Origin of the sequence: Nocardiopsis sp. YSL2 (genome assembly GCF_030555055.1) — a bacterium.
GTDB lineage: Bacteria > Actinomycetota > Actinomycetes > Streptosporangiales > Streptosporangiaceae > Nocardiopsis.
The window spans coordinates 5,885,308-5,908,434 of the sequence record NZ_JAMOAO010000001.1 but is presented as its reverse complement, the minus strand read 5'-3'; the positions used below and the strand labels follow the sequence as shown (position 1 = coordinate 5,908,434).

General features: G+C 72.5%; 18 protein-coding genes. 12 read left to right on the top strand and 6 right to left on the bottom strand.

Annotated elements, in window-relative coordinates:
- Positions 1-5 precede the first annotated feature (5 nt).
- From M1P99_RS26160 to M1P99_RS26150, 3 genes are all read left to right on the top strand, one after another.
- Entirely contained in the window at positions 6-1,433 is a 1,428-nt protein-coding gene (locus M1P99_RS26160; RefSeq protein WP_304455245.1) for an endo-1,4-beta-xylanase, read from the top strand.
- Positions 1,434-1,611: 178 nt separating this feature from the next.
- Positions 1,612-2,979: a cellulase family glycosylhydrolase gene (locus M1P99_RS26155; RefSeq protein ID WP_304455244.1), complete on the top strand. Its 1,368-nt coding sequence runs from the start codon at positions 1,612-1,614 to the stop codon at positions 2,977-2,979.
- Positions 2,980-3,051: 72 nt separating this feature from the next.
- Positions 3,052-4,113, top strand: coding sequence for a lytic polysaccharide monooxygenase (locus tag M1P99_RS26150; RefSeq protein WP_304455243.1), 1,062 nt, complete (start codon positions 3,052-3,054; stop codon positions 4,111-4,113).
- Between the two features lie 106 nt (positions 4,114-4,219).
- Here M1P99_RS26150 and M1P99_RS26145 read toward each other — a convergent pair whose 3' ends face one another.
- Positions 4,220-5,458: a nitrate/nitrite transporter gene (locus M1P99_RS26145; RefSeq protein WP_304455242.1), complete on the bottom strand. Its 1,239-nt coding sequence runs from the start codon at positions 5,456-5,458 to the stop codon at positions 4,220-4,222.
- Positions 5,459-5,665: 207 nt separating this feature from the next.
- On the opposite strand from M1P99_RS26145, the gene M1P99_RS26140 reads away from it, so the two are divergent.
- The 4 genes from M1P99_RS26140 to narI are packed head-to-tail and all read left to right on the top strand — an operon-like array spanning position 5,666 to position 12,466.
- Entirely contained in the window at positions 5,666-9,367 is a 3,702-nt protein-coding gene (locus tag M1P99_RS26140) for a nitrate reductase subunit alpha (protein WP_304455241.1), read from the top strand.
- Complete coding sequence (gene narH / locus M1P99_RS26135) at positions 9,367-11,085, top strand: nitrate reductase subunit beta (protein WP_304455240.1); 1,719 nt, start codon at positions 9,367-9,369, stop codon at positions 11,083-11,085. Before M1P99_RS26140 ends, narH begins: the two co-directional genes overlap by 1 nt.
- Positions 11,082-11,732, top strand: a complete 651-nt coding sequence (gene narJ / locus M1P99_RS26130; RefSeq protein ID WP_304455239.1) for a nitrate reductase molybdenum cofactor assembly chaperone — start codon at positions 11,082-11,084, stop codon at positions 11,730-11,732. Before narH ends, narJ begins: the two co-directional genes overlap by 4 nt.
- A complete protein-coding gene (gene narI, locus M1P99_RS26125; RefSeq protein ID WP_304455238.1) occupies positions 11,729-12,466 on the top strand; it encodes a respiratory nitrate reductase subunit gamma in 738 nt (245 codons plus the stop codon). The genes narJ and narI overlap by 4 nt, the downstream gene beginning before the upstream one ends.
- Before the next feature lie 72 nt (positions 12,467-12,538).
- Here the strand turns inward: narI and M1P99_RS26120 are convergent, their stop codons facing one another.
- Entirely contained in the window at positions 12,539-13,132 is a 594-nt protein-coding gene (locus tag M1P99_RS26120; RefSeq protein ID WP_304455237.1) for a flavin reductase family protein, read from the bottom strand.
- A gap of 49 nt (positions 13,133-13,181) precedes the next feature.
- Between M1P99_RS26120 and M1P99_RS26115 the strand changes: the two genes are divergently transcribed.
- Positions 13,182-14,144, top strand: a complete 963-nt coding sequence (locus M1P99_RS26115; protein WP_304455236.1) for a threonine/serine dehydratase — start codon at positions 13,182-13,184, stop codon at positions 14,142-14,144.
- 194 nt (positions 14,145-14,338) lie between these two features.
- Here the strand turns inward: M1P99_RS26115 and M1P99_RS26110 are convergent, their stop codons facing one another.
- Positions 14,339-14,521, bottom strand: coding sequence for a hypothetical protein (locus M1P99_RS26110; RefSeq protein WP_304455235.1), 183 nt, complete (start codon positions 14,519-14,521; stop codon positions 14,339-14,341).
- 218 nt (positions 14,522-14,739) lie between these two features.
- On the opposite strand from M1P99_RS26110, the gene M1P99_RS26105 reads away from it, so the two are divergent.
- Entirely contained in the window at positions 14,740-15,945 is a 1,206-nt protein-coding gene (locus tag M1P99_RS26105; protein ID WP_304455234.1) for a S8 family serine peptidase, read from the top strand.
- Positions 15,946-16,055: 110 nt separating this feature from the next.
- On the opposite strand, the gene purB is transcribed toward M1P99_RS26105, so the two are convergent.
- Complete coding sequence (purB, locus tag M1P99_RS26100; RefSeq protein ID WP_304455233.1) at positions 16,056-17,486, bottom strand: adenylosuccinate lyase; 1,431 nt, start codon at positions 17,484-17,486, stop codon at positions 16,056-16,058.
- Between the two features lie 195 nt (positions 17,487-17,681).
- Here purB and M1P99_RS26095 point away from each other — a divergent pair, with 195 nt between their 5' ends.
- Both M1P99_RS26095 and M1P99_RS26090 read left to right on the top strand, forming a co-directional pair.
- Positions 17,682-19,067 carry a sensor domain-containing protein gene (locus M1P99_RS26095; RefSeq protein WP_304455232.1) on the top strand — a complete coding sequence of 462 codons (1,386 nt, stop codon included), beginning with the start codon at positions 17,682-17,684 and terminating at the stop codon, positions 19,065-19,067.
- The gene (locus M1P99_RS26090; RefSeq protein ID WP_304455231.1) at positions 19,034-19,726 is read left to right on the top strand and encodes a response regulator transcription factor; all 693 of its coding nucleotides are present in this window, start codon (positions 19,034-19,036) and stop codon (positions 19,724-19,726) included. The genes M1P99_RS26095 and M1P99_RS26090 overlap by 34 nt, the downstream gene beginning before the upstream one ends.
- A 45-nt stretch (positions 19,727-19,771) precedes the next feature.
- Here M1P99_RS26090 and M1P99_RS26085 read toward each other — a convergent pair whose 3' ends face one another.
- Complete coding sequence (locus M1P99_RS26085; RefSeq protein ID WP_304455230.1) at positions 19,772-20,890, bottom strand: winged helix DNA-binding domain-containing protein; 1,119 nt, start codon at positions 20,888-20,890, stop codon at positions 19,772-19,774.
- Between the two features lie 123 nt (positions 20,891-21,013).
- Complete coding sequence (locus tag M1P99_RS26080) at positions 21,014-22,279, bottom strand: hemolysin family protein (protein ID WP_304455229.1); 1,266 nt, start codon at positions 22,277-22,279, stop codon at positions 21,014-21,016.
- 521 nt (positions 22,280-22,800) lie between these two features.
- Between M1P99_RS26080 and M1P99_RS26075 the strand changes: the two genes are divergently transcribed.
- Entirely contained in the window at positions 22,801-23,031 is a 231-nt protein-coding gene (locus M1P99_RS26075; protein ID WP_304455228.1) for a hypothetical protein, read from the top strand.
- Positions 23,032-23,127 lie beyond the last annotated feature (96 nt).

Genomic DNA, 23,127 nt, shown 5'->3' with positions numbered 1-23,127 from the left:
CCCCCATGCCAGGCAGGACACGCACACGCGCCAGGGCGCTGGCGGCCGTCGCACTCGGCTGCGCGCTCGCGGCGGGGACGGCCACGGCCGCCCACGCGGCGCCGGCCGAGCCCGCCGCCGAACCGGCGGCGGAGCAGAGCGGGCTGCGCGAGCCGGCCGACCGACTCGGCCTGAGGATGGGCACCGCCGTCTCAGCGCACCTGCTCGACCAGCAGGTCTACGCCGCCACCGCCGCCACCGAGTTCAACACCATCACCCACGAGAACTCCCTCAAGTGGGAGTCGGTCCAGCCGCAGCGCGGGCAGTACTCCTTCGCCAACGCCGACCGGGTCATGGAGTTCGCGCGGGCCAACGACCAGCGGGTGCACGGCCACACGCTGGTCTGGCACAGCCAGCTCCCCTCCTGGGTGGAGGACGGCGGCTTCTCCGCCCAGGAGCTCACCGCCCTCACCGACGACCACATCGAGACCACCATGGGCCGCTACGCCGGGGAGATCGCCACCTGGGACGTGGTCAACGAGCCCTTCAACGAGGACGGCACCTTCCGCGACTCGGTCTTCCACCGGACGCTGGGCGAGGACTACGTCGCCCAGGCCCTCACCACCGCCGACGCGGTCGACCCGGACGCCCGGCTGTTCGTCAACGACTACAACATCGAGGGGATCAACGCCAAGAGCGACGGGATGTACGCGCTGGCCGAGTCCCTCCTCGACCAGGGCGTGCCGCTGGACGGGATCGGCATCCAGGGCCACCTGGTCGTCGGCCAGGTCCCCGGCGACGTGCGCCAGAACATCGAGCGCTTCACGGACCTGGGGCTGGAGGTGGTCATCACCGAGCTGGACATCAGGATGGACCTGCCCGTCACCCAGGACAAGCTCGACCGCCAGGCCGCCGACTACGCACGTGTCATGGACGCCTGCCTGTCGGTCCCCGGCTGCTCCGGCGTCTCCGTGTGGGGCGTCACCGACGCCCACTCCTGGGTGCCCGACGTCTTCGAGGGACAGGGCGCCGCACTCCCGATCGACGAGTCCTACGCTCCCAAACCCGCCTACTGGGCGGTGAGCGAGGCCCTGGGAGGAGACAGCGGCCCCGGGACAGGGGAGCCGGGGGAACAGGACTGCCTGGTCTCCTACGACGTGACCTCCCACTGGGGCCAGGGCGCGGTCGTGGACGTCACCGTGCGCAACGACGGGGCCTCAGCCGTCTCGGAGTGGTCGCTGACGTGGACCCAGCCCCCCGGTGAGCGGATCACCGGTGCCTGGAACGCCCAGGTCGTCCAGAGCGGGAGCGAGGCCACCGCGACGCCCGCGGCCTGGAACGGCACCATCGCGCCGGGCGCGTCGGTCTCCTTCGGCATGCAGATCACGCACGGGGGCGAGGCCGGCACTCCCGAGGCGTTCGCACTGCGGGGCCAGGCCTGCCGGACCGGGTGAGGACGCGCCCCGCGCACCGTCCAGGGGCCGGGCGTCCCACCCCCCGGCGCCCGGCCCCGTCCGCCCCAGAACCCCGCCCGCCCCCGACCGGCGCCGGGGACAGATTCCCGCCACTGTCCCCGGCGTCCCCCAGACCACCTTCGACAACGTTGTCTCCGACAGATGGAGGAATCACCCGATGAGATCATCCGTACCCCGGCGCCTGCTGGTCGCCCTCGGGGCCGTCCTGGCCCTCATGGCCGGCGTACTGGCGTACGCGCTGCCGGCCCAGGCCGACACCGGCTTCCGGATCAGCGAGGGCCGGCTGGTCGACGCGGCCGGCAACGACTTCGTCATGCGCGGTGTCAGCCACGCCCACACCTGGTACCCGCAGGAGACCCAGTCTCTGGGCGACATCAAGTCCCTGGGGGCCAACGCCGTGCGGGTCGTCCTCAGCAGCGGCGACCGATGGAACGAGAACGGTGTCGGCGACGTGTCCGCGGTGGTGGACGACTGCAAGGCCAACCGGCTGATCTGCGTCCTGGAGGTGCACGACACCACCGGGTACGGCGAGGAGGCCGAGGCCGCCACGCTCGACCAGGCGGTCGACTACTGGCTGCGGGTGCGCGACGCCGTCGAGGGCGAGGAGGACCACGTCCTGGTCAACATCGGCAACGAGCCCTACGGCAACGACGCGGCGACCGTCCAGGACTGGGCGGCCGACACCACCGCGGCGATCCAGCGCCTGCGCGACGAGGGCTTCGACCACACCCTGGTCGTGGACGCGCCCAACTGGGGCCAGGACTGGTCGCACACCATGCGCGCCGACGCCCAGCAGGTCTTCGACTCCGACCCCGACGCCAACACGCTGTTCTCGATCCACATGTACGGCGTCTACGAGCAGGAGTCGACGGTCGTCGACTACATGGAGGCCTTCACGGACGCGGGCCTGCCCCTGATGGTCGGCGAGTTCGGTATCGACCACAGTGACGGCAACCCCGACGAGGACGCCATCATGGCGCACGCCGAGCGCCTGGGCCTGGGCTACATCGGCTGGTCCTGGAGCGGCAACAGCGGCGGCGTCGAGTACCTGGACATGGTGGAGGACTTCGACGTGAACCGGCTCACCCCCTGGGGCGAGCGGATCTTCCACGGCCCGAACGGGATCGCCGAGACGGCCGTCGAGGCCCCGGTCTACGGAGGGACCGACCCCGACCCGTCGCCGAGCCCGGACCCGACGCCGAGCCCGGACCCGACCGACCCGCCCGGGGACGGCGACTGCGAGGCCGAGTACACGGTCCAGCACGAGTGGTCCGGCGGCTTCCAGGCGCAGGTGGCCGTCACCGCCACCGCGCCGATCACCGCCTGGACGGTCACCTGGACCTTCGCCGACGGCGAGCGCGTCACCCAGGCCTGGAACGCCACGGTCACCGGGGACGGCGACCAGGTGAGCGCGGACAACGCCGCCTACAACGGCGCGCTCGCGGCCGGACAGTCGACCAGCTTCGGCTTCACCGGCTCCCATGAGGGGACCGTCGGCGTCCCCGAACTCGACTGCACCGCCTGACACACCGGTCGCACGGGGCCACGCGGCCCCGTGCGACCACCCACCCCCCACCGAATGGAGCAGTGAACAACGATGAGAACGAGGACACGCCACGCACTGATCACGACCGTGGCCCTGGGCGGCCTGGCGGCCGGCTACGCCGTCGCCCTCACCCCAGAGCCCGCCGAGGCCCACGGGGCCTACACCTACCCGGCCAGCCGCACCTACGCCTGCTTCCAGGACGCCACCGGGGGCACCAGCGGCGGTGCCCTCCAGCCCACCAACGACGCCTGCGCCGACGCCCTGGCCGAGGGCGGCGACTACGCGTTCTGGAACTGGTTCGGCAACCTCATCGGCGACGTCGGCGACGCCCACCGCGAACGGGTGGCCGACGGCGAGCTGTGCGGTCCCACCGAGAGCTTCGCGGCCTTCAACGAGCCGAGAACGGACTGGCCGAGCACGCCGCTGGAGCCCAACACGTCCGTGGAGTTCCGCCACAACGCCTGGGCGCCGCACCCGGGGACCTTCTTCACCTACGTCACCGAGGACGGATGGGATCCGAACACGCCCCTGGCCTGGGACGACCTGGAGCTCATCGACGAGACCACGAACCCGCCGCTGCGCAGCGAGGGCGACGCGGGCGCGGAGTACTACTGGGACGTCGACCTGCCCGACCGCGAGGGGCGGCACGTGGTGTACGTCGTCTGGGAGCGCTCGGACAGCCCCGAGGCGTTCTACAACTGCTCGGACGTGGTCTTCGGAGAGGACCCGGGCGGTCCCGACCCGTCCCCGAGCCCCGACCCCACGCCCAGCCCGGACCCGACGCCGAGCCCCGACCCCACCACTCCGCCCGAGGAGTACTGCCGGGCGGAGTACACGGTGGTCGGCGAGTGGTCGAACGGCTTCCAGGGCGAGGTCGAGGTGACCGCCGGTGAGCAGGACCTCGCCGGGTGGATGGTCGACTGGGTGTTCGCCAACGGCCAGGAGATCCAGAGCTCCTGGAACGCCGAGGTCGTCGCCCACGGGGCGCACCACGAGGCGACCAGCGTGGCCCACAATGCGGCGCTGGCCGCGGGGGAGTCCACCACCTTCGGGTTCGTGGCCTCCCACGACGGGGTGAACACCCTGCCCGCGGTGACCTGCCGGCAGGACTGACCCGCGACGATCCGGCCGGAGGCGGGACCCGCGCCCGGGACCCGCGCCCGGGACGCGTGCCCGGGCGCGGGGCGGCTCCGGTCCCCGGAGCCGGCCGGGCGCAGGCTCAGCCCGCGTCGACCGCCGTCCCCGGGCGGGGGCGGCGGGCGGGGCCCGCCGCCCGGCCCAGGGCGAGCGCGGTGTAGACCGCCGCGGCCAGGGCCACGGCCGCCAGGAGCACGAATCCGATCAGGTAGGCGCCCGTGGCCTGGTAGACCACACCCATCACCAGCGGTGGGAAGTAGCCGCCCAGTCCACCCGCGGCACCGACCAGGCCGGTCACCGCGCCCACGCGCGCCGGTTCGACGACCTTGGCCAGCAGGGCGAACACACCGCCCGTCCCGAGGCCGAGCATGAACGCGGTGAGGACGAAGGCGGTGCCGGCCGCGAGTTCGGCGGGCGGCTCGAAGGCCAGGAAGACGGACAGGGCGCTCACCGCGCCGAAGGAGGCCACGCACACGCGCACGGGGCCCACCCGGTCCGAGAGTGTGCCGCCCACCGGGCGGGCGATCACCGCGGCCAGGGCGAATCCGGCGGTCCGCATGCCCGCCTCGGTCTGGACGAAGCCGTAGGCGGTGGTCAGGATCGTGGGCAGGTAGGTGGAGAAGGCGACGAAGCCGCCGAAGGCGAGCGCGTACAGGGCCGAGAGCTGCCAGGTGCGCTTGAGCCGGGCGGCCTGGCCCAGCCGGGGGAGCAGGGCCTCGGTGCGCGGTTCCCATCCGGGCGCGTCGCGGCTGAACAGGGCCATGGCCGTACCCGTCGCCGCAAGGGCGAGCGCGATCACCAGGTGCGTGCCCAGCAGGCCGAGCCGCTCGGCGAGCCAGGGGGTGGCGAACGCCGACAGAGCGGTGCCGCCCATGCCCGCGCCGAACACGCCGGTGGCGAAGCCGCGGCGGTGCGGGGGGAACCACGCGCTGACGAAGGGGATGCCCACGGCGAAGGACGTGCCGGCCACGCCCAGCAGGAAGCCCGAGACCAGCATGAGGGCGAACGAGCCGCCGGAGAGACCGACCAGCAGCACGGGGACGATGCTGACCGCGCAGACCGCGGTGAACATGCGCCTGCCGCCGTAGCGGTCGGTCAGCGCCCCCACGGGAATGCGGCCGAGCGCCCCGACCAGGACCGGAAAGGCCACGAGGAGGGACGTCTGGGTGGGGGTCAGGTCCAGGGCCTCGCTGTAGGTCTTCGACAGCGGTCCGACGAGGTTCCACGCCCAGAAGGTCATCGTGAAGGCGAGGGTGGCGAGGGCGAGGTTGGTCGCCGCCCCTCTCACCGGTGCGGGAGCTCTCTCCCCTGTGGTGCTCATCAGGTCCGTACTCCTCCGTCGCGGCCACTGTCGCGGACGACGCTAGCGACGCGTCCGCCGGTCGGGAGAGTGTCGCGGGTCCCCGTCCGGACGGGACTTTGGGACCTCATGAGGGGACTTTTGCCGACATTTTTCCTGGGCTCTGCCGTACAAGGATGAAACGGACAAGCGAGTACGCGAACGACGACGAGATCGCGAGGCAGCCGGATGCGCGACGGCGACGAACCCGGGAGCGGTCCCCAGGACCTGCTCCTGCGGGCGGGAACCTACCTGCGCAGGTCCGCCACCACGGACGACCTGCGCGCGGAGTTCAAGCAAGGCGGCCGTGAGGGCGACGTGTTCTACCGGGACCGGTGGAGCCACGACAAGGTGGTGCGTTCCACCCACGGCGTGAACTGCACGGGATCCTGTTCCTGGAACGTCTATGTCAAGGACGGGATCATCACCTGGGAGACCCAGGCGACCGACTACCCGTCCGTGGGCCCGGACCGGCCGGAGTACGAGCCGCGCGGCTGTCCGCGCGGCGCGGCGTTCTCCTGGTACACCTACTCGCCGACCCGGGTGCGCTACCCCTACGCCCGCGGCGTGCTGGTGGAGATGTACCGCGAGGCGCGGGGCCGGCTGGGCGACCCCGTGGCGGCGTGGGCGGAGATCACCACCGACCCCGACAGGCGGCGCCGCTACCAGCGGGCGCGCGGCAAGGGCGGGCTCGTGCGCGTCACCTGGCAGGAGGCACTGGAGATCGCCGCGGCCGCGCACGTGCACACGATCAAGGAGTACGGGCCGGACCGCGTCGCGGGCTTCTCCCCGATCCCGGCGATGTCCCAGGTCTCCCACGGCGTGGGCGCCCGGTTCGTGAACCTGCTGGGCGGCTCGATGCTGTCGTTCTACGACTGGTACGCCGACCTCCCGGTGGCCTCCCCCCACGTGTTCGGGGACCAGACCGACGTCCCCGAGTCCGGGGACTGGTGGGACGCGGCCTACCTCATGCTGTGGGGGTCCAACGTCCCGGTCACCCGTACCCCCGACGCGCACTGGATGGCGGAGGCGCGCTACCGGGGCCAGAAGGTCGTCGTGGTCGCCCCCGACTACAACGACGCCGCCAAGTTCGCCGACGAGTGGCTGGCACCGCACCCCGGTACCGACGGCGCGCTGGCGATGGCCATGGGACACGTCATCCTGCGCGAGCACTTCGTCGAACGGCGCACACCCGCCTTCGAGGAGTACGTGCGCAAGTTCACCGACCTGCCCTTCCTCATCGCCCTGGAGGAGCGCGACGGCCGCCACGTGCCGGGCAAGTTCCTCATGGCGGCGGACCTGCGCGAGGCACCTTCCGAGGGGAGCGAGGGCCACGACCGGTGGCGGCCGCTGCTGGTGGACGACGAGACCGGCGAGGTCGTCGCGCCGCGCGGCACCCTCGCCGACCGCTGGGGCGAGGCGGGCGAGGGCCGGTGGAACCTGGACCTCGGCGGCGTCCGGCCCCGACTCGGCGCGCACGGCGACGGCGGCACCGGCGAGGCCGTCGAGGTCGCCCTGCCGCGCTTCGACACCGACGGCGGCCAGGCCGGCGACCTGGTCCGAGGCGTCCCCGTGCGCAGGATCGGCGACCGTCTGGTGACCACCGTCTTCGACCTCCTCCTCGCCCAGTACGGGGTCGCGCGTCCCGGCCTACCCGGCGACTGGCCGACCGGCTACGACGACGCGAGCGAGCCCTACACCCCCGCCTGGCAGGAGCCGATCACCTCCGTGCCCGCCGACCGGGTCGTGCGCATCGCCCGCGAGTTCGCGTCGACCGCCGAGGCCAGCGGCGGGCGCGCCATGATCATCCTGGGAGCCGGAACCAACCAGTGGTTCCACGGCGACACCATGTACCGGTCCTTCCTCACCCTCCTGCTGCTCACCGGCTGCCAGGGCGTCAACGGCGGCGGCTGGGCGCACTACGTCGGCCAGGAGAAGTGCCGGACCCAGACCGGCTGGGCCACCTACGCCTCGGCCATGGACTGGACCCGGCCCGCGCGCTTCATGGCCGCGACCCCCTACTGGTACCTGCACACCGACCAGTGGCGCTACGACACCTACAGCGCCGACGCCCTCAGCACGCCGCTGGGTCCCGGCCGGACCCGCGGCAAGCACACCGCGGACCTCGTGGCGGCCTCGGCCCGGATGGGCTGGATGCCCTCCTACCCCACCTTCGACCGCAACCCCCTGGACCTGGTGCGCTCGGCCCGCGAGGAGGGCACGGAGCCCGCCGACTACGTCACCGGCCGCCTCGCCGACGGCACGCTCCGCTTCGCCGCCGAGGACCCCGACGACCCGAGGAACTGGCCGCGCACGCTCACGGTGTGGCGGGCCAACCTGCTCGGCTCCTCGGCCAAGGGCAACGAGTACTTCCTGCGCCACCTGCTGGGCACCAGCTCCAACTTGCGCAGCGAGGAGGCGGGACCCGAACACCGGCCCACCGAGGTCGAGTGGCGCGAGGAGGCCCCCGAGGGCAAGCTCGACCTGCTGCTCTCACTCGACTTCCGCATGACGAGCACCACGATGCTCTCCGACATCGTGCTCCCGGCCGCGACCTGGTACGAGAAGCACGACCTGTCCACCACGGACATGCACCCCTTCGTGCACGCCTTCAACCCCGCCATCGACCCGCCCTGGCAGGCGCGCACCGACTTCGACGCCTTCCACGGGCTCGCCCGGTCCTTCAGCACCCTGGCCGAGGAGCACCTGGGCACCGTCACCGACCTGGTCGCCGTCCCGCACCAGCACGACACCCCGGGCGAGCTGGCCCAACCCGGCGGAACCGTCCCGGACTGGAAGAACGCGGGCGAGCGCCCGGTACCGGGCGCCACCATGCCCGGCCTGGTCACGGTGGAGCGCGACTACACGGCCGTCGCCGACAAGATGTCCGCCCTGGGCCCGCTCGTGGAGACCAAGGGCCTGCCCGTCAAGGGCGTCTCCTTCACCCCGGACGAGGAGGTGGCGTGGCTGCGCCGGGCCAACGGGACCGTGCGCGGCGGAGTCGCCGACGGGCGGCCGTCGCTGGAGACCGACGTCAAGGTGTGCGAGACGATCCTGGCGCTGTCGGGGACCAGCAACGGCCGGCTGGCCGCCCAGGGCTTCGAGCGCCTGGCGGCCCGGACCGGCACCGACATGGACGAGCTGATCCACGGCGCCCACGAGCGCCGTGTGGTGTTCTCCGACACCCAGCGCGGCCCCACCCCGGTCGGAGCCAGCCCGGAGTGGTCCGGCAAGGAGGGCCCCGAACGCCGCTACTCTCCCTTCACGATCAACGTGGAGCACGACAAGCCCTGGCACACGCTCACCGGCCGCCAGCACTTCTATGTCGACCACGACTGGATGCACGAGTTCGGCGAAGCCCTGCCGGTGTACCGTCCGCCGCTGAACATCCACCGGCTCTTCGGGGAACCCGCCTTCGGTCCCACGGGGCGCCGCGAGGTGGTGGTGCGCTACCTGACGCCGCACTCCAAGTGGTCGATCCACTCCGAGTACCAGGACAATCTGCTCATGCTCACGCTCTCCAGGGGCGGCCCCAACATCTGGATGAGCCCCGCCGACGCCGAGGCGATCGGTGCGGTGGACAACGACTGGGTGGAGGCCGTCAACCGCAACGGCGTCGTGGCCGCGCGCCTGGTCGTCTCCCACCGGATGCCCACGGGGACCGTGTACATGTACCACGCCCAGGACCGGATGGTGGACGTGCCCAAGACCGAGACCACCGGCCGGCGCGGAGGCATCCACAACTCGCTGACCCGGGTGCTCGTCAAACCCACGCACCTGATCGGCGGGTACGCGCAGTTCAGCTACGCCTTCAACTACCTGGGGCCGACCGGCAACCAGCGCGACGAGGTCACGATCGTGCGCAAGCGGACGACGGAGGTGGCGTACTGATGGCACGGACCCAGCGCAAGCAGGGCGGACGGCGCCGCATCGGCCGGGTCATGGCGCAGGTGGCCATGGTCATGAACCTGGACAAGTGCATCGGCTGCCACACCTGCTCGGTCACCTGCAAACAGGCGTGGACCAACCGCAGCGGCGTGGAGTACGCCTGGTTCAACAACGTTGAGACCCGGCCCGGCCAGGGCTACCCGCGCACCTACCAGGACCAGGACAAGTGGAAGGGCGGCTGGCGCCGGACCGCCCGCGGACGCCTCGTCCCGAGGTCGGGCGGGCGGCTGAGCAGGCTCGCCACGATCTTCGCCAACCCCGTCATGCCCTCCCTCCAGGACTACTACGAGCCCTGGACCTACGACTACGAGAACCTGATCAAGGCGCCCCTGAGCGACGACATGCCGGTGGCCCGGCCCCGGTCGCTCATCAGCGGCGAGCCGATGAACATCGCCTGGAGCGCGAACTGGGACGACAACCTGGGCGGCGGCGAGGAGACCGGGTCCGAGGACCCGATCGTGCGCAGGCTCGGCGACCAGATCACGTTCTCCTTCGACCAGACGTTCATGTTCTACCTGCCGCGCATCTGCGAGCACTGCCTCAACCCCACGTGCGTGTCGGCGTGCCCGAGCGGAGCCATGTACAAGCGCACCGAGGACGGGATCGTCCTGGTCGACCAGGACCGCTGCCGCGGCTGGCGCATGTGCGTGACGGCCTGCCCGTACAAGAAGGTCTACTTCAACCACAAGACCGGCAAGGCCGAGAAGTGCACGATGTGCTACCCGCGCGTCGAGGTCGGGATGCCCACGGTGTGCGCCGAGACGTGCGTGGGCCGGCTGCGCTACCTCGGCGTCGTCCTCTACGACGCCGACCGGGTCGGCGAGGCCGCCGCCGTCGAGGACGAGAAGGACCTCTACCCCGCCCAGCTCGACCTCATGCTCGATCCCGAGGACCCCGAGGTGCGCGATGCGGCCAGGAGCGCGGGCATCCCCGACTCCTGGATCGAGTCCGCGCGGCGCTCCCCGGTCTACACCCTGGCCAAGGGGCACCGGGTGGCCCTGCCGCTGCACCCGGAGTTCCGTACGATGCCCATGGTCTGGTACATTCCGCCGCTCTCCCCGGTGGTGGACGCCCTCTCCGAGACCGGGCACGACGGAGAGGACGCCGACAACCTCTTCGCCGCGATCGACACCCTGCGCATTCCCGTCGAGTACCTGGCCGAACTGTTCACCGCGGGCGACACCGCACCGGTGACCGACGTCCTGCGGCGCCTGGCCGCCATGCGCTCCCACATGCGCCGGATCAACCTCGGCCAGGAGCGCGACGAGTCCATCGCCGCCGGGGTCGGCATGACCGGCGACCAGATCGAGGACATGTACCGGCTCCTGGCCATCGCCAAGTACGACGACCGCTACGTCATCCCCACCGCCTACGGCGTGGACGAGGCCGATCGCGGCGTCATCGAGGAGATCGGCTGCAGCCTCGACTTCGAGGGCGGCCCGGGCATGGGCGCCTCGGGCCCCTTCGGGGAGTCCTCCGGACGCGAGGGAACCGCCTCCGTGGAGACCTTCCACGCCCTGCGGGAGCGGCAGTCCGCGGGCGACGAGCGGACCGGCCCCGGCCTCGCCGGCCGCGTCAACCTCCTGAACTGGGACGGCAGGGGAAGGCCCGACGGGCTCTTCCCGCCGTCCGACTCCGGCCCGAAAGGACACCCCCGATGACCGCCACCGCCGTCGGCTCCCGTACCGACGCCGTGCTGCGCCAGTCCGCCTCCCTCCTGCTCGGCTACCCCGACGAAGGGCTGTACGAGGTCCTGCCCCTGGTACGCGCGGCACTGGAGGACCTGCCCGGCGGAGACCCCGCCCGGGGCCTGCTCGACCTCATTCGGCACCTGGAGGGGACCGTCCCCCTGGAGGCGGGCGCGCACTACGTGCACACCTTCGACATGCGCCGCCGCCGCGCCCTGCACCTGACCTTCTACACCGACGGCGACACCCGTCGGCGGGGCCACGCGCTGGCCCGGCTCAAGGAGGTCTACGGGTCCCACGGCTGGGAACTGGACGCCCGCGAGCTGCCCGACCACCTGGCGGTGGTGCTGGAGTTCGCCGCCCGCGGCGACGCCGCGACCGGGTCGGCGCTGCTCCGCCACTTCCAGCCGGGACTGGAGCTGCTGCGCGCGGCCCTGCACGCGCACGGCACCCCGTACGCGGCCGTACCCGACGCGGTGTGCGCGACCCTGCCGCCGCCGGGCGAGGAGGAGCGGGCCGCGGTCGAGCGGCTGGCGATGGCCGGACCGCCGGCCGAGGACGTGGGGCTGGACGCCTACGGCAGCCCGGTCGACCTCGGCATGCCGGGAGGGCGGCGATGACCTCCCTCGAACACCTCCTGTGGGCGGTCCTGCCCTACCTCGTCGTGCTCGTCCTGGTCGGCGGCACCGTCTGGCGGTACCGCTACGACCGGTTCGGCTGGACCACGCGCTCCTCACAACTGCACGAGTCGCGGCTGCTGCGCCTGGCGAGCCCGCTGTTCCACTTCGGGCTGCTCGTGGTGATCATCGGGCACGTGATCGGGCTCGTGATCCCCAAGAGCTGGACCGAGGCGGTCGGCGTCTCGCAGGGCTTCTACCACGTCAACGCGCTCGTCCTGGGCATGATCGCGGGCGCGGCCACGCTGGCGGGCATCGCGCTGCTGATCTACCGCCGGCGCGTCAACGGGCCGGTGTTCAGCGCCACCACCGTCAACGACAAGGCGATGTACCTGGTCCTGGTGCTGGCGATCGTCACCGGGATGGCCACGACGGTGCTCTCGGCCGGGGCCGACCTGACCGGGGGGCACGGCCACGACTACCGGGAGACCGTCTCGTTGTGGTTCCGGAGCCTGTTCACGCTCGACCCCGACGTGACGGCGATGAGCGCCGCGACTCCGGCGTTCAAGATCCACGTGCTCTTCGGGCTGACCCTGTTCACCCTCTTCCCGTTCACGCGCCTGGTGCATGCCTTCACCGCGCCCGTGGGCTACCTGTTCCGGCCCTACGTGGTCTACCGCTCGCGCGGACACTCCACGCGGTCCCGGACCCGGCCCGCGCGCCGCGGATGGGAGTGACACGATGCGGACGCCGGGCCGGCTCCGAGGCCGCCACGGGGGCGACACGGAGCCGGTACCCGGCCCGTCCGGCTACGGGGTGTAGGGAACGCGGTCGAGGGCCCGGACCTCGCCCAGTGTCGACCATTCGTTGCGGCCCAGGCGCGCCAGCGGCCGCAGCCGGGTCACCTCCGGATGGCCGTCCACCAGCACGTCCTCGTCCAGGGCCACGTGCACCACGCGGCCGAACACGACCGTGGAGTCGCCCAGGCACAGCGTGGAGTGCAGGGTGCACTCCAGCGCCACCGGGGAGGCGGCCACGCGCGGCGGCTTGACGGCCGCGCTCGGCTCGCGTTCGATCCCCGCCCGGTCGAATTCGCTGACCTGCGGCGGAAAGGGCGTGCCGGTCGCGTTGACCGCCTCCTGGAGCGGTTCGGGCGCCAGGTTCACCACGAACTCCCCTGTCTCCTCGGCGTTGCGCAGGGAGTCCTTGCGCCCCACCGAGGTGAACTGCACGATCGGCGGTTCGGTGCAGGCGATCGTGAAGAAGGAGTGCGGGGCGAGGTTGTCCACGCCCGCGGCGGACGTGGTGGAGACCCACGCGATCGGGCGCGGTACCACCACGGCCGTGAGCAGCTGGTAGAAGGCGCGGCCGGGCAGGTCCTCGGGAGTTCGTTCGGTACGCATCGGTTCCATTGTCCCGTGTGCCGCACCGGGGCGGGGGCATACTCGCGCCATGGAACTGGTCACTGTCGACGACGTCCGCTCCGCCGCCGCCCGGATCGAGGGGACGGTCGTGCGCACCCCCCTGACCGCGGGGCCGGTCGGCGGCCCGCCCTTCCTGCTCAAGCCCGAGAGCCTGCAGCCCACGGGCGCGTTCAAGCTGCGCGGCGCCGCCAACGCGGTGGCGCTGATCGATGCCGACCAGCGGCGCGGGGGCGTGGTCACCCACTCCTCCGGCAACCACGGCCAGGCCCTGGCCTACGCCGCACGCGCCCGGGGGGTGCCGTGCACCGTCGTCGTCCCCGAGGGCGCGCCCAAGGTGAAGGTGGACCGGATGCGGGCCTGGGGCGCCCGCGTGGTCATGGCGTCCGCGGCCGAACGCGAGGAGGTGGCGCGGGGTCTGGAACGCGACGAGGGGATGGCGCTGGTGCCGCCCTTCGACGACGACCGCGTGATCGCCGGGCAGGGCACGGTGGGACTGGAGATCCTGGAGCAGTCGCCCGAGGTCACCACGATCGTCGTGCCCGTCGGCGGGGGAGGACTGGCGTCCGGGGTGGCCACGGCGGTCTCGGCCGTCCACCCCGGAAGCGTCCGGGTGGTGGGCGTCGAGCCCGAGCTGGCCGCCGACGCGGCCGAGAGCCTGAGGGCCGGGCTCCTGGTGGCCTGGCCGCCGGAACGGACCTACCGCACGATGGCCGACGGGGTGCGGGTGTGCCTGTCGCCCCGCACGTTCGCCCACCTGTCGGCCCGCCTGGACGACATCGTGACGGTGACCGAGGACGAGATCGCCCGCGCGGTGGCCGCGCTGGCCCACGGCGCGCGCCTGGTGGCCGAGCCCAGCGGGGCACTGGCCGCCGCGGCCCTGCTCTCGGGCCGGGTGCCGACCGTCCCCGGGCGGGCGGAGGCCACGGTCGCGGTGCTCTCGGGCGGCAACCTCGACCCCGAGCTGTTCGCCCGCCTGGTGGCGGGCCACTGAGCGGCCGACGGGTACCTGTCCCGCTGCGCGTCGCACCGGCGGCACTCCCGCCTCGTCCCCATCGGTCGCCGCGCCGGCCGGGACCCGCTGCGCGATCACGGCGAAGCCCGGACGGGAGGGGGACTCCTTCTCCGGCCGCGCGCGGGCACCACCGCGGAAGCCGCACGTGACGGGCGGCCTCCGCCGGACACGGACTAAGGCGTGCCGTTCGGGTCGTGGCGCGCGTGGGAGGCGGCGGACGCGCGCTCGGGGGCGGCGCGGTCCTCACGGCGGCGCATGGCCATGTCGGAGAGCGCCGCGAGGCTGAGGGCGACGATGAGCGCGGCGGCGATGGCGACCGTCCACAGGGCGGTGCCGAAGGCGGAGGGGTCGACCATGGTGGCTCCGGGGGGTCGGGTGGGTGCTCCGGTCACCACTACCGTAATCGGTGTTCACTTTCGCTACGACTGTAATTGGTCGTGAGCTGCGTCATAGACACACAGGGTGACCGAGTTGTGGCCCGGAGGATACTGGTCGCGGTGGCGGGGCAGGTGTAGTCCAAGGGAGCGGCCCAGCGCCGGTGCCGGGTCGCCCCGTCTGACGATCAGGAGTCGCCATGCGCCAGAAGTGCTCCGTCCTGCGCGACCTGGGTGCTCCCAGCACCACGGGTCCCTTCGACCTCGGCCGGCTGCCCGGCGGCGTCCGGCGCTCACTGGCCGAGGATCTGGCCGCCGAGCCGGACATCGAGGTCGTGGACATGGACAAGCACGACCTGGAGGAGGCCGCGCACGACCCCAGGGTCCGCGCGGTCGCCCCCGTCATGCCCACCCGCCTCATCGCCCCCGTCCCGCTCGCGGACGAGGCCGGACCCGCCGCCGAGGACGGCCACACCTGGGGCGTCGACGCCGTGGGCGCCCTCGACTCGCGGTTCACCGGTGCCGGGGTGAGCGTGGCCGTCCTGGACACGGGCGTGGACGCCGACCACCCCGCCTTCGCCGACATGGAGCTCGTCCAGCGGGACTTCACCGGCGACGGCGACGGCGACCGCCAGGGGCACGGCACCCACACCGCTGGGACCGTGTTCGGCCGGGACGTGGAGGGGACCAGGATCGGCGTCGCGCCGGGCGTGTCTCGCGGCCTCATCGCCAAGGTCCTCGACGACCAGGGCTCCGGCGACTCCGACATGCTCCTCAAGGGGGTCCAGTGGGCGGCCGGCGAGGGCGCGCACGTGGTGTCGATGTCGCTGGGCTACGACTTCCCCGGCCTGGTGGACCGCCTGGTGGCGCAGGGGTGGCCCGTCGACCTGGCCACGTCCTCCGCCCTGGAGGCCTACCGCGCGAACCTGCGGTTGTTCGACGCGCTCATGGACCTGCTCCGGGCACGCGCGGCCTTCGGCCAGGACACGGTCGTCGTGGCGGCCGCGGGCAACGAGAGCCGACGGGGCCTCGACCCCGACTACGAGATCGCGGTCTCCCTGCCGGCCGCCGCCGAGGGAGTGGTGTCGGTCGGGGCACTGGCCCAGGGTGACCAGGGTCTGGCCATCGCCCCGTTCTCCAACACCTTCCCGCAGATCAGCGCGCCGGGTGTGGGAATCCTGTCCGCCCGCAACGGCGGCGGACTCGTCAGCTTGAACGGCACCAGTATGGCCTGCCCGCACGTGGCGGGCGCGGCGGCGCTGTGGTGGGAGCGGGTCCTGGCCGAACCCGTGCCGCACACGGCCGCGACCGTGACCGCGCGGCTGATCGCCCACGCCGACACCGGCTCCATCGCCCCGGGCGTGGAGACCGCCGACCGGGGCGTGGGCGTGGTCCGCGCTCCCTGACCGTCCCCCGGCACGAGGGCCCGGGAGCGCGTACTACCGCCCCCCGGGCCCGGGCCGATGACCACCGACCGGGACCGCGGCCCACTGTCCGGGCGCCGGGCCCACAGGCCCTACAGGATCGAACCGGGAGAGTAGGCGGCGGCCTGCGGGCGCAGGGCCGTGATCGCGTCGATCCGCGACACCACCGCCCCGACCTGGTCCGCGGCCGCGCCCGTGAACGTGATCCGGTCGGCCAGCAGGGCGTCCAGCTCGGCCCGGTCCAGGGGGAAGCGCTCGTCCTCGGCCAGCCGGTCGAGCAGCCGGTTGCCCGTGCCCTCCTGGCGCATGGCCAGGGCCGAGCCCACCGCGTGCTCCTTGATCAGTTCGTGCGCGGTCTCGCGGCCCACACCCGCCCGCACGGCCGCCATCAGCATCTTCGTGGTGGCCAGGAACGGCAGGTAGCGGTCCAGCTCGGCCGAGACCACCGCGGGGAAGGCGCCGAACTCGTCCAGCACCGTCAGCATCGTCTCCACGAGGCCGTCGAAGGCGAAGAACGCGTCGGGCAGTGCCACCCGGCGCACCACCGAGCACGACACGTCGCCCTCGTTCCACTGGTCGCCCGCCAGCTCACCGGCCATGGAGGCGTACCCGCGCAGGATCACGGTCAGCCCGTTCACCCGCTCGCACGAGCGCGTGTTCATCTTGTGCGGCATCGCCGACGACCCGACCTGGCCCTCGGCGAAGCCCTCGGTCACCAGCTCGTGACCGGCCATCAGGCGAATGGTCTTGGCCAGCGACGACGGACCCGCGGCCAGTTGCACGAGCGCGGTGAGCACCTCGAAGTCCAACGAGCGCGGGTAGACCTGGCCCACGCTGGTGAACCGGTGCTCGAACCCGAGGTGCGCGGCGACCTCGTCCTCCAGCGACGCCAGCGCGGCGCGGTCGCCGCCCAGCAGGTCCAGCATGTCCTGGGCGGTGCCCACCGGGCCCTTGATCCCGCGCAGCGGGTACCGGGCGATGAGCTCCTCCAGCCGGCCGTGGGCGACCAGCACCTCGTCGGCGATCGAGGCGAACCGCTTGCCGAGCGTGGTGGCCTGAGCCGCCACGTTGTGCGAGCGCCCGGCCATGACCGTCTCGCCGTACTCGGCGGAGAGCCGGCCCAGGCGCGCCAGCAGCGCGGTCACGCGGTCGCGCACCAGCAGCAGACTGTCGCGCACCTGGAGCTGTTCGACGTTCTCCGTCAGGTCGCGCGAGGTCATGCCCTTGTGGACGTGCTCGTGCCCGGCGAGGGCGTTGAACTCCTCGATGCGGGCCTTGACGTCGTGGCGGGTGACCTTCTCGCGCTCGGCGATGGAGGCCAGGTCCACCTGGTCCAGGACCTTCTCGTAGTCCTCCACCACACCGGCGGGCACGTCCACGCCCAGACGCGCTTGGGCGCGCAGTACGGCCAGCCACAGCCGCCGCTCGGCGACCACCTTGTACTCGGGGGACCACAGGCGGGTCAGCTCCGCGGACGCGTAGCGGGCTGCCAGGACATCGGGGATCAGCGGTTTCGCACTCACGTCGCACCACCCTATAGCGCTGAACAGGCACGTCCGCGCGCGGACCCGGCGAGTACGGCGCGCGCGGACCCGGCGAGCCCGGAGCCGGTCGGCCGGTGCCCCGGGCCCGCACCGCCCCGTGGTAGGCCCCGCCCTACCACCGATCCTCGGGTACGGCCGATTTCGGGCGCCCGCCGAGCTGTCTAGCTTGGGAGCATGACCACCACCGACGCCGCTCCAGTACGGCCACGGACCCTCGCCCAGGCCCTGGCCCGACCACGCTTCCTCCTCACCGCCTGGCCCTGGAAGGCTCTGTTCCACTCCGGGCTCACCGCCGTCATCGGCCTCGCCGCCATCGTGGTGGCCGCGCCCGTGTACGTGCCCTGGGCGCTGGTCCTGGGCAAGATGGCCAGTGCCCCGTGGGACACGATGGAGATCGGAGCCCCGGCCACCGCCGGCTTCCTCGTCGGCCTGGTCATGATCGCCGGCCTCTCCCCGCTGATCGCCCTGCCCCTGGCCGCACTGGAACGCCGCCGCCTTCCGTTCGTGTCCAGCGGATCGGTCACGAGCGGCCACCGGACACCGCCGCCCGGCCTGTGGGGGTGGGTCCGCACGCGCTACACCGAGAGCGCCACCTGGCGCGAGGTCGCCTACCTGTTCCTGGTGATGCCGATCGGCGTGCTCGTGCTGAACGTCCTGGCCTGGACCGCCCTCCTGGGAGCGGTGATGGCGCTGGCGCCTCTGCTGGTCGAGGAGCGCCCGGGCACGGTCCTCTCCTTCGGGCCCTACACCGCCGCCACGGCGGACCAGGCCCTTCCTCTGACGCTCCTCAGCCCCCTGGCCCTGGCCGTGCTGCTGTACGCCGCCGGGATCCTGTCCCAGGGGCACGCGCTGGTCGCCCGGGCCCTGCTGGTCGGCCCGCCGAGGGAGGAGCTGCGCGCCGAGCTCAGCGAGGTGACCGAGTCCCGGTCCCGCCTGGTCAACGCCTTCGAGTACGAGCGCAGCCGCATCGAACGCGACCTGCACGACGGCGCGCAGCAGCGGCTGGTCGCGCTGTCCATGGACCTGGGCCTCGCCCGCCTGGACCTGGAGGAGTCCTCCGAGGCCCACGGCCACGTGGCCGCCGCCCAGGCCAAGGTCAACGAACTCATCGAGGAGCTGCGCCACCTGGTCCGCGGTATCCATCCCCGCGTTCTCACCGACCGGGGACTGCCCGCCGCGCTCGCCGAACTCGCCGACCACTGTCCGGTGCCCACCCGGGTGGACACGGAGGTCCCCGGCCGGTTGCCCGCCCATGTGGAGGGCACGGCCTACTTCGTGGTCGCCGAGGCGCTCACGAACGTCTACAAGCACACCGAGGCCAACGCCGCGACCGTGCACGCCAGTACGGTGCGGGGCGAGGAGGGGGAGACCCTCCAGGTGGAGGTCACCGACTTCGGTTCGGGCGGAGCCGACCCCGCCAAGGGGTCCGGTCTCACCGGTCTCAAGGACAGGGTCGCCGTCATGGGCGGCACAATGGAGCTGTCCAGCCCCGAAGGCGGGCCGACCCGAATCCGAGTGGAGCTGCCGTGCGGACCCCTTCCGCCGATCCCGGGGGCCTGACCCCCGTGCCGACCGTGCTCGCCGAGGACGGTGTGCTGCTCCGCGAGGGTCTGGTCGGAGTGCTGGAGCGGTTCGGCTTCCCCGTCGTCGCCTCCGTCGGCGACGGCGAGGCACTGGTCGAGGCGGTCGCCGAGCACGAGCCCGGGCTGGTCGTCACCGACATCCGGATGCCCCCCGGCTTCACCGACGAGGGGCTGCGCGCCGCCGTGCGGCTGCGGCGGGACCGTCCCGGCCTGGCCGTGGTGGCCCTCAGCCAGTACGTGGAGCTGAGCTACGCCTCCGACCTCCTCGACACCGGGCACGGGCGCGGAGTGGGCTACCTGCTCAAGCAGCGGGTCGGCGACGTGCGCGAGTTCGCCTCCACGCTGCGCCAAGTGGTGGAGGGCGCCACGATCGTGGACCCGGAGGTGGTCCGCCAGCTGCTGCGCCGCAGCGCCGACCCGCTGGAGCGGCTCACCCCGCGCGAGCACGAGGTGCTCGGGCTCATGGCCGAGGGCCACTCCAACGGGGCGATCGCGCGGCTGCTGGTGGTCGGCGACGCCGCCGTGGGCAAGCACGTGGGCAACATCCTCGCCAAGCTGGACCTGCCTCCCGACGACGGCGTACACCGCCGGGTCCGGGCGGTGCTCGCCTACCTGCGGGGGAGCCAGGCCCGCTGAGGTCGGGGCCGGGTGTCCTGTGCGTCGTACACGTCATGCACGGCGTCAAGGCCGGTCGTCGGCGACGATCCGCGCGCGATCACTCCCGCCCTCGGACAGGAACAGGGCCAGCCGCTCTGCCTGTTCGATGACCTGCGACCGCTCGGGCGCGGTCAGGGTCCCCAGCGGCGTGACGGCCACGGCGCCGTCCTCGGACCGCCAGGTCGCGCGGACGCGCCCGTCCACCAGCACCACGCGTGCGCCCGCCACCGACAGGCCCCGGTGTTCGCCGTCGATGATCCGGTTCCGGTCGTGGTAGCCGAGGACCGCGTTGTCGAACGCGGGCAGGAACCGCACCGGGGCCGGGGTGCCGGGGTCCGGGCGCGGTGCCTCGGGCAGGTCCAGCAGCTCCCGGCCCCGTTGGTCGCGGAAGGAGACCAGCTCCTCGCGGGCGGCGGCCACCGCGGCCGGCAGCCCGGCCAGCCCGCACCAGGAGCGCAGGTCGGTGGAGGTCGCGGGGCCGTACGCGGCGAGGTAGCGCCGGACCAGGGCCCGGCCCACCGGGTCGGTGCCCTCCGGGGCGGGCGGGTCGACCTCCCGGCCCAGCCAGGAGGAGAGCAGGACGTTGCGCACGCCGCCCCCGGCCCGCCACAGCCCGCGCGGGGGGACCTGCGCGACGGGGAGCAGCGCCGAGACCAGCATCTCGCCCAGGGGCCGTCTGCCCGCTTGCGGCCACCGGTGGGAGAGCGCCGCCACGAGTTCGGCCATGGTGCGGGGCTCTCCGTCGGCCATCACCGCACGGCCCGTTTCGGCGAGCTCGTCCAGGTCCACCTCCTGGAGATCGCCGCGGTACACGCCCATGACCTTCCGGCGCAGCATGGCGTCGAACCGGGACCGCCAGGCGAGGGCGTCCTCGGCGGTGACCAGGTGCACGGTGCGCCGCATGAGGTGGATGCGTACCACGCGGCGTGAGGTCAGCAGCTCGGACAGCTCCGCGGGATCGAAGGAGCGCAGGCGTGACCACAGTCCTACGAACGGTTCCTGGGGTTCCTGCGCCTGAAGGCCGCCGAGGAGGGACACGGTGTCCAGTACCGATCGGCCGGTCGGGGCGAGCAGTGCCTGCCGGGCCAGGGTGGCGCGGTTGAGCGCGCGGTCGTCCAGCACGGGCACGGTGTTCGTGGGCATCTTCTGTCCCTCTGCTTCCTCGTCGTTCCGAGGAACCCTCGCAGAGGTGGAGGCCGACCAGTGTCCTCCACTGCTCACGTCGGTCGACCGTTCCGGTGCGTCACGTGGGGCGGCGGTCGGGGCCTACGTCGTGGGATACAGGGTCACCTGGGTGATGGTGCGCCCGTTGGCCTGGTCGACCCTGGCCCTCCAGGAGTCCAGCTCCACCTCCTCTCCCGGCCCTTGGGGGATGTGGCCCAGGACGGCGATGACCAGCCCGGCGACGGTGACGTAGTCGCCCTCCGGAACGTCGTTCAGATGGACGTCGACGTCGGTCAGGTCGTGCACGGGGTAGGTCCCGGGCAGCGTGAGGGATCCGTCGTCGTTGCGGTCCACGGTGCGGATGTCGGAGTCCGTCTCGTCGTAGATCTCTCCGACGATCTCCTCCAACAGGTCCTCCAGGCTCACGATGCCGTCGACACCGCCCATCTCGTTGATGACCACGCCCAGCTGCTGGTGCTCGGCGATCATGCGGCGCAGGGCCAGCGAGACGACCAGGGAATCGGGGAGGAGGAGTGGTTCGCGGGCGAGCTCTCCCGTGGTTCCCCCTCCCCGGACCAGGTCGGACCAGTGCACGACACCGAGCACGTCATCGATGTCGTCCTCGTCGACCACCGGTGCCCTGGAGTGCCCGTGCTCGGCGAGCAGGTGAGCCGCCTGGTCCGCTGGTGTGTGCGAGGGAATGGTGAACACCTCACCGCGGGGGACGACGACCTGGCGCAGGCGCCGGTCGTCGATCTCGAAGGCTCCGGAGATGATGGTGCGCTGCTCCCGGGTCATGTGCCGCTGGGCGGCGAGCATGTCGCGCAGTTCCTCCTCACTGATCTCCTCCTTGGCCGCGGAGGGGTCGCCGCCCGTCAGGCGCACCACCAGGTCGGTGGAGGCGCTCAGCAGCCACACCACGGGGCGGGCGAGCACCGCGAGCAGGTCCAGGGGCCGGGCGACCATCACCGCCCATGCCTCGGACCGCTGCATGGCGATGCGCTTGGGAGCCAGTTCGCCGAAGACCAGTGTGACGAAGGTCAGCAGCACGGTGACCAGGACGATCGATACGGGACCCGCGGCGGAACCGAGGAAGCCGAGGGGTTCGATCAGCGGTTGGGCCAGGGAGACGGCGGCGGTGGCCGAGGCGAGGAAACCCGCGAGGGTGATCCCGACCTGGATGGTGGCCAGGAAGCGGTTGGGGTCCTGTGCCAGACGGGCCACCGCCCGACCGCCCGGACCGCGTTCCGCCAGCTGTTTGATCTGTCCTTCTCTGAGTGTGATCAGGGCGATCTCGCTGCCCGCGAACAGGGCGTTGACGAGAACGAGGACCAGGACGAGGCCGAGTTGAACCCCGTAGCTCTCCATAGCTTGTGCCGTCTTTCGATGCTGGAGTGGTGTTGGGCGGCCACCGTGCGGGCCGTGACACCAGAGCCTCCCACAACCCGGTCAGCGGACACGCTTCCGGGCGCCGGCCGGATGCGGGCGGCCCCGCAGACGTTCGAGATCCGCGTCACTGAGCCAGGAGGCCGGCGCGCAGGCGGCCGAAGCGCTCGTGACCGCGACCATCGGACCGGTGCCGCGGTTCCAGGGCGGTCACTGCCGGAGAGTCCCTCGCGGAAGAAGGACAGAGCGATGACGATGGTCGGGAACGGGAGACAGGACGATCATCGCCCCGGGGATGCCCGTCCGGATCCGCTGACCCTGCGGTTCACACCGCCGGAACCCGCGGCCCGCCTACGGCATCGGACCCGGGGACGCAGCCGGAGGGGAGACGCGGTGGCGGATTCGGTCGGTGACGGGCACAGGCGGCGCCGGTGGGCGGTGGCGGCGGTCGCGGGAGAGGCGACAACGTTCGCGCCTGCCTGGAAGCCGTCGAGGTGGCCGCCATGGACGGCCACACGCGCACCGTCCTCGACTTCTCCCACGGGAGTGAGGAGGCCGGAGCCTTCGCCCCCGTGTTTTCGGAGCCGCTGTGGTCGATCACCCGGCCGCGGTTCGGTCCCGGCACCTCCCGGACCTTCGGGGAGCTGGCCTTCGCCGCTCCGCCGGATGGGGCGACCGGCCTGCTCCTGGACGCGGGGGCGTTCGGCGCGCTGCCGGTGGAGCCGCGGGAATGACCCGGCGCGCCGGGTGCCCGGAACGACCGGTTCGCCGGGACACGAACCCGGGCGCGGTGCGAGCGCAGCCATCGACCGAACGAACAGGCCCCCCGA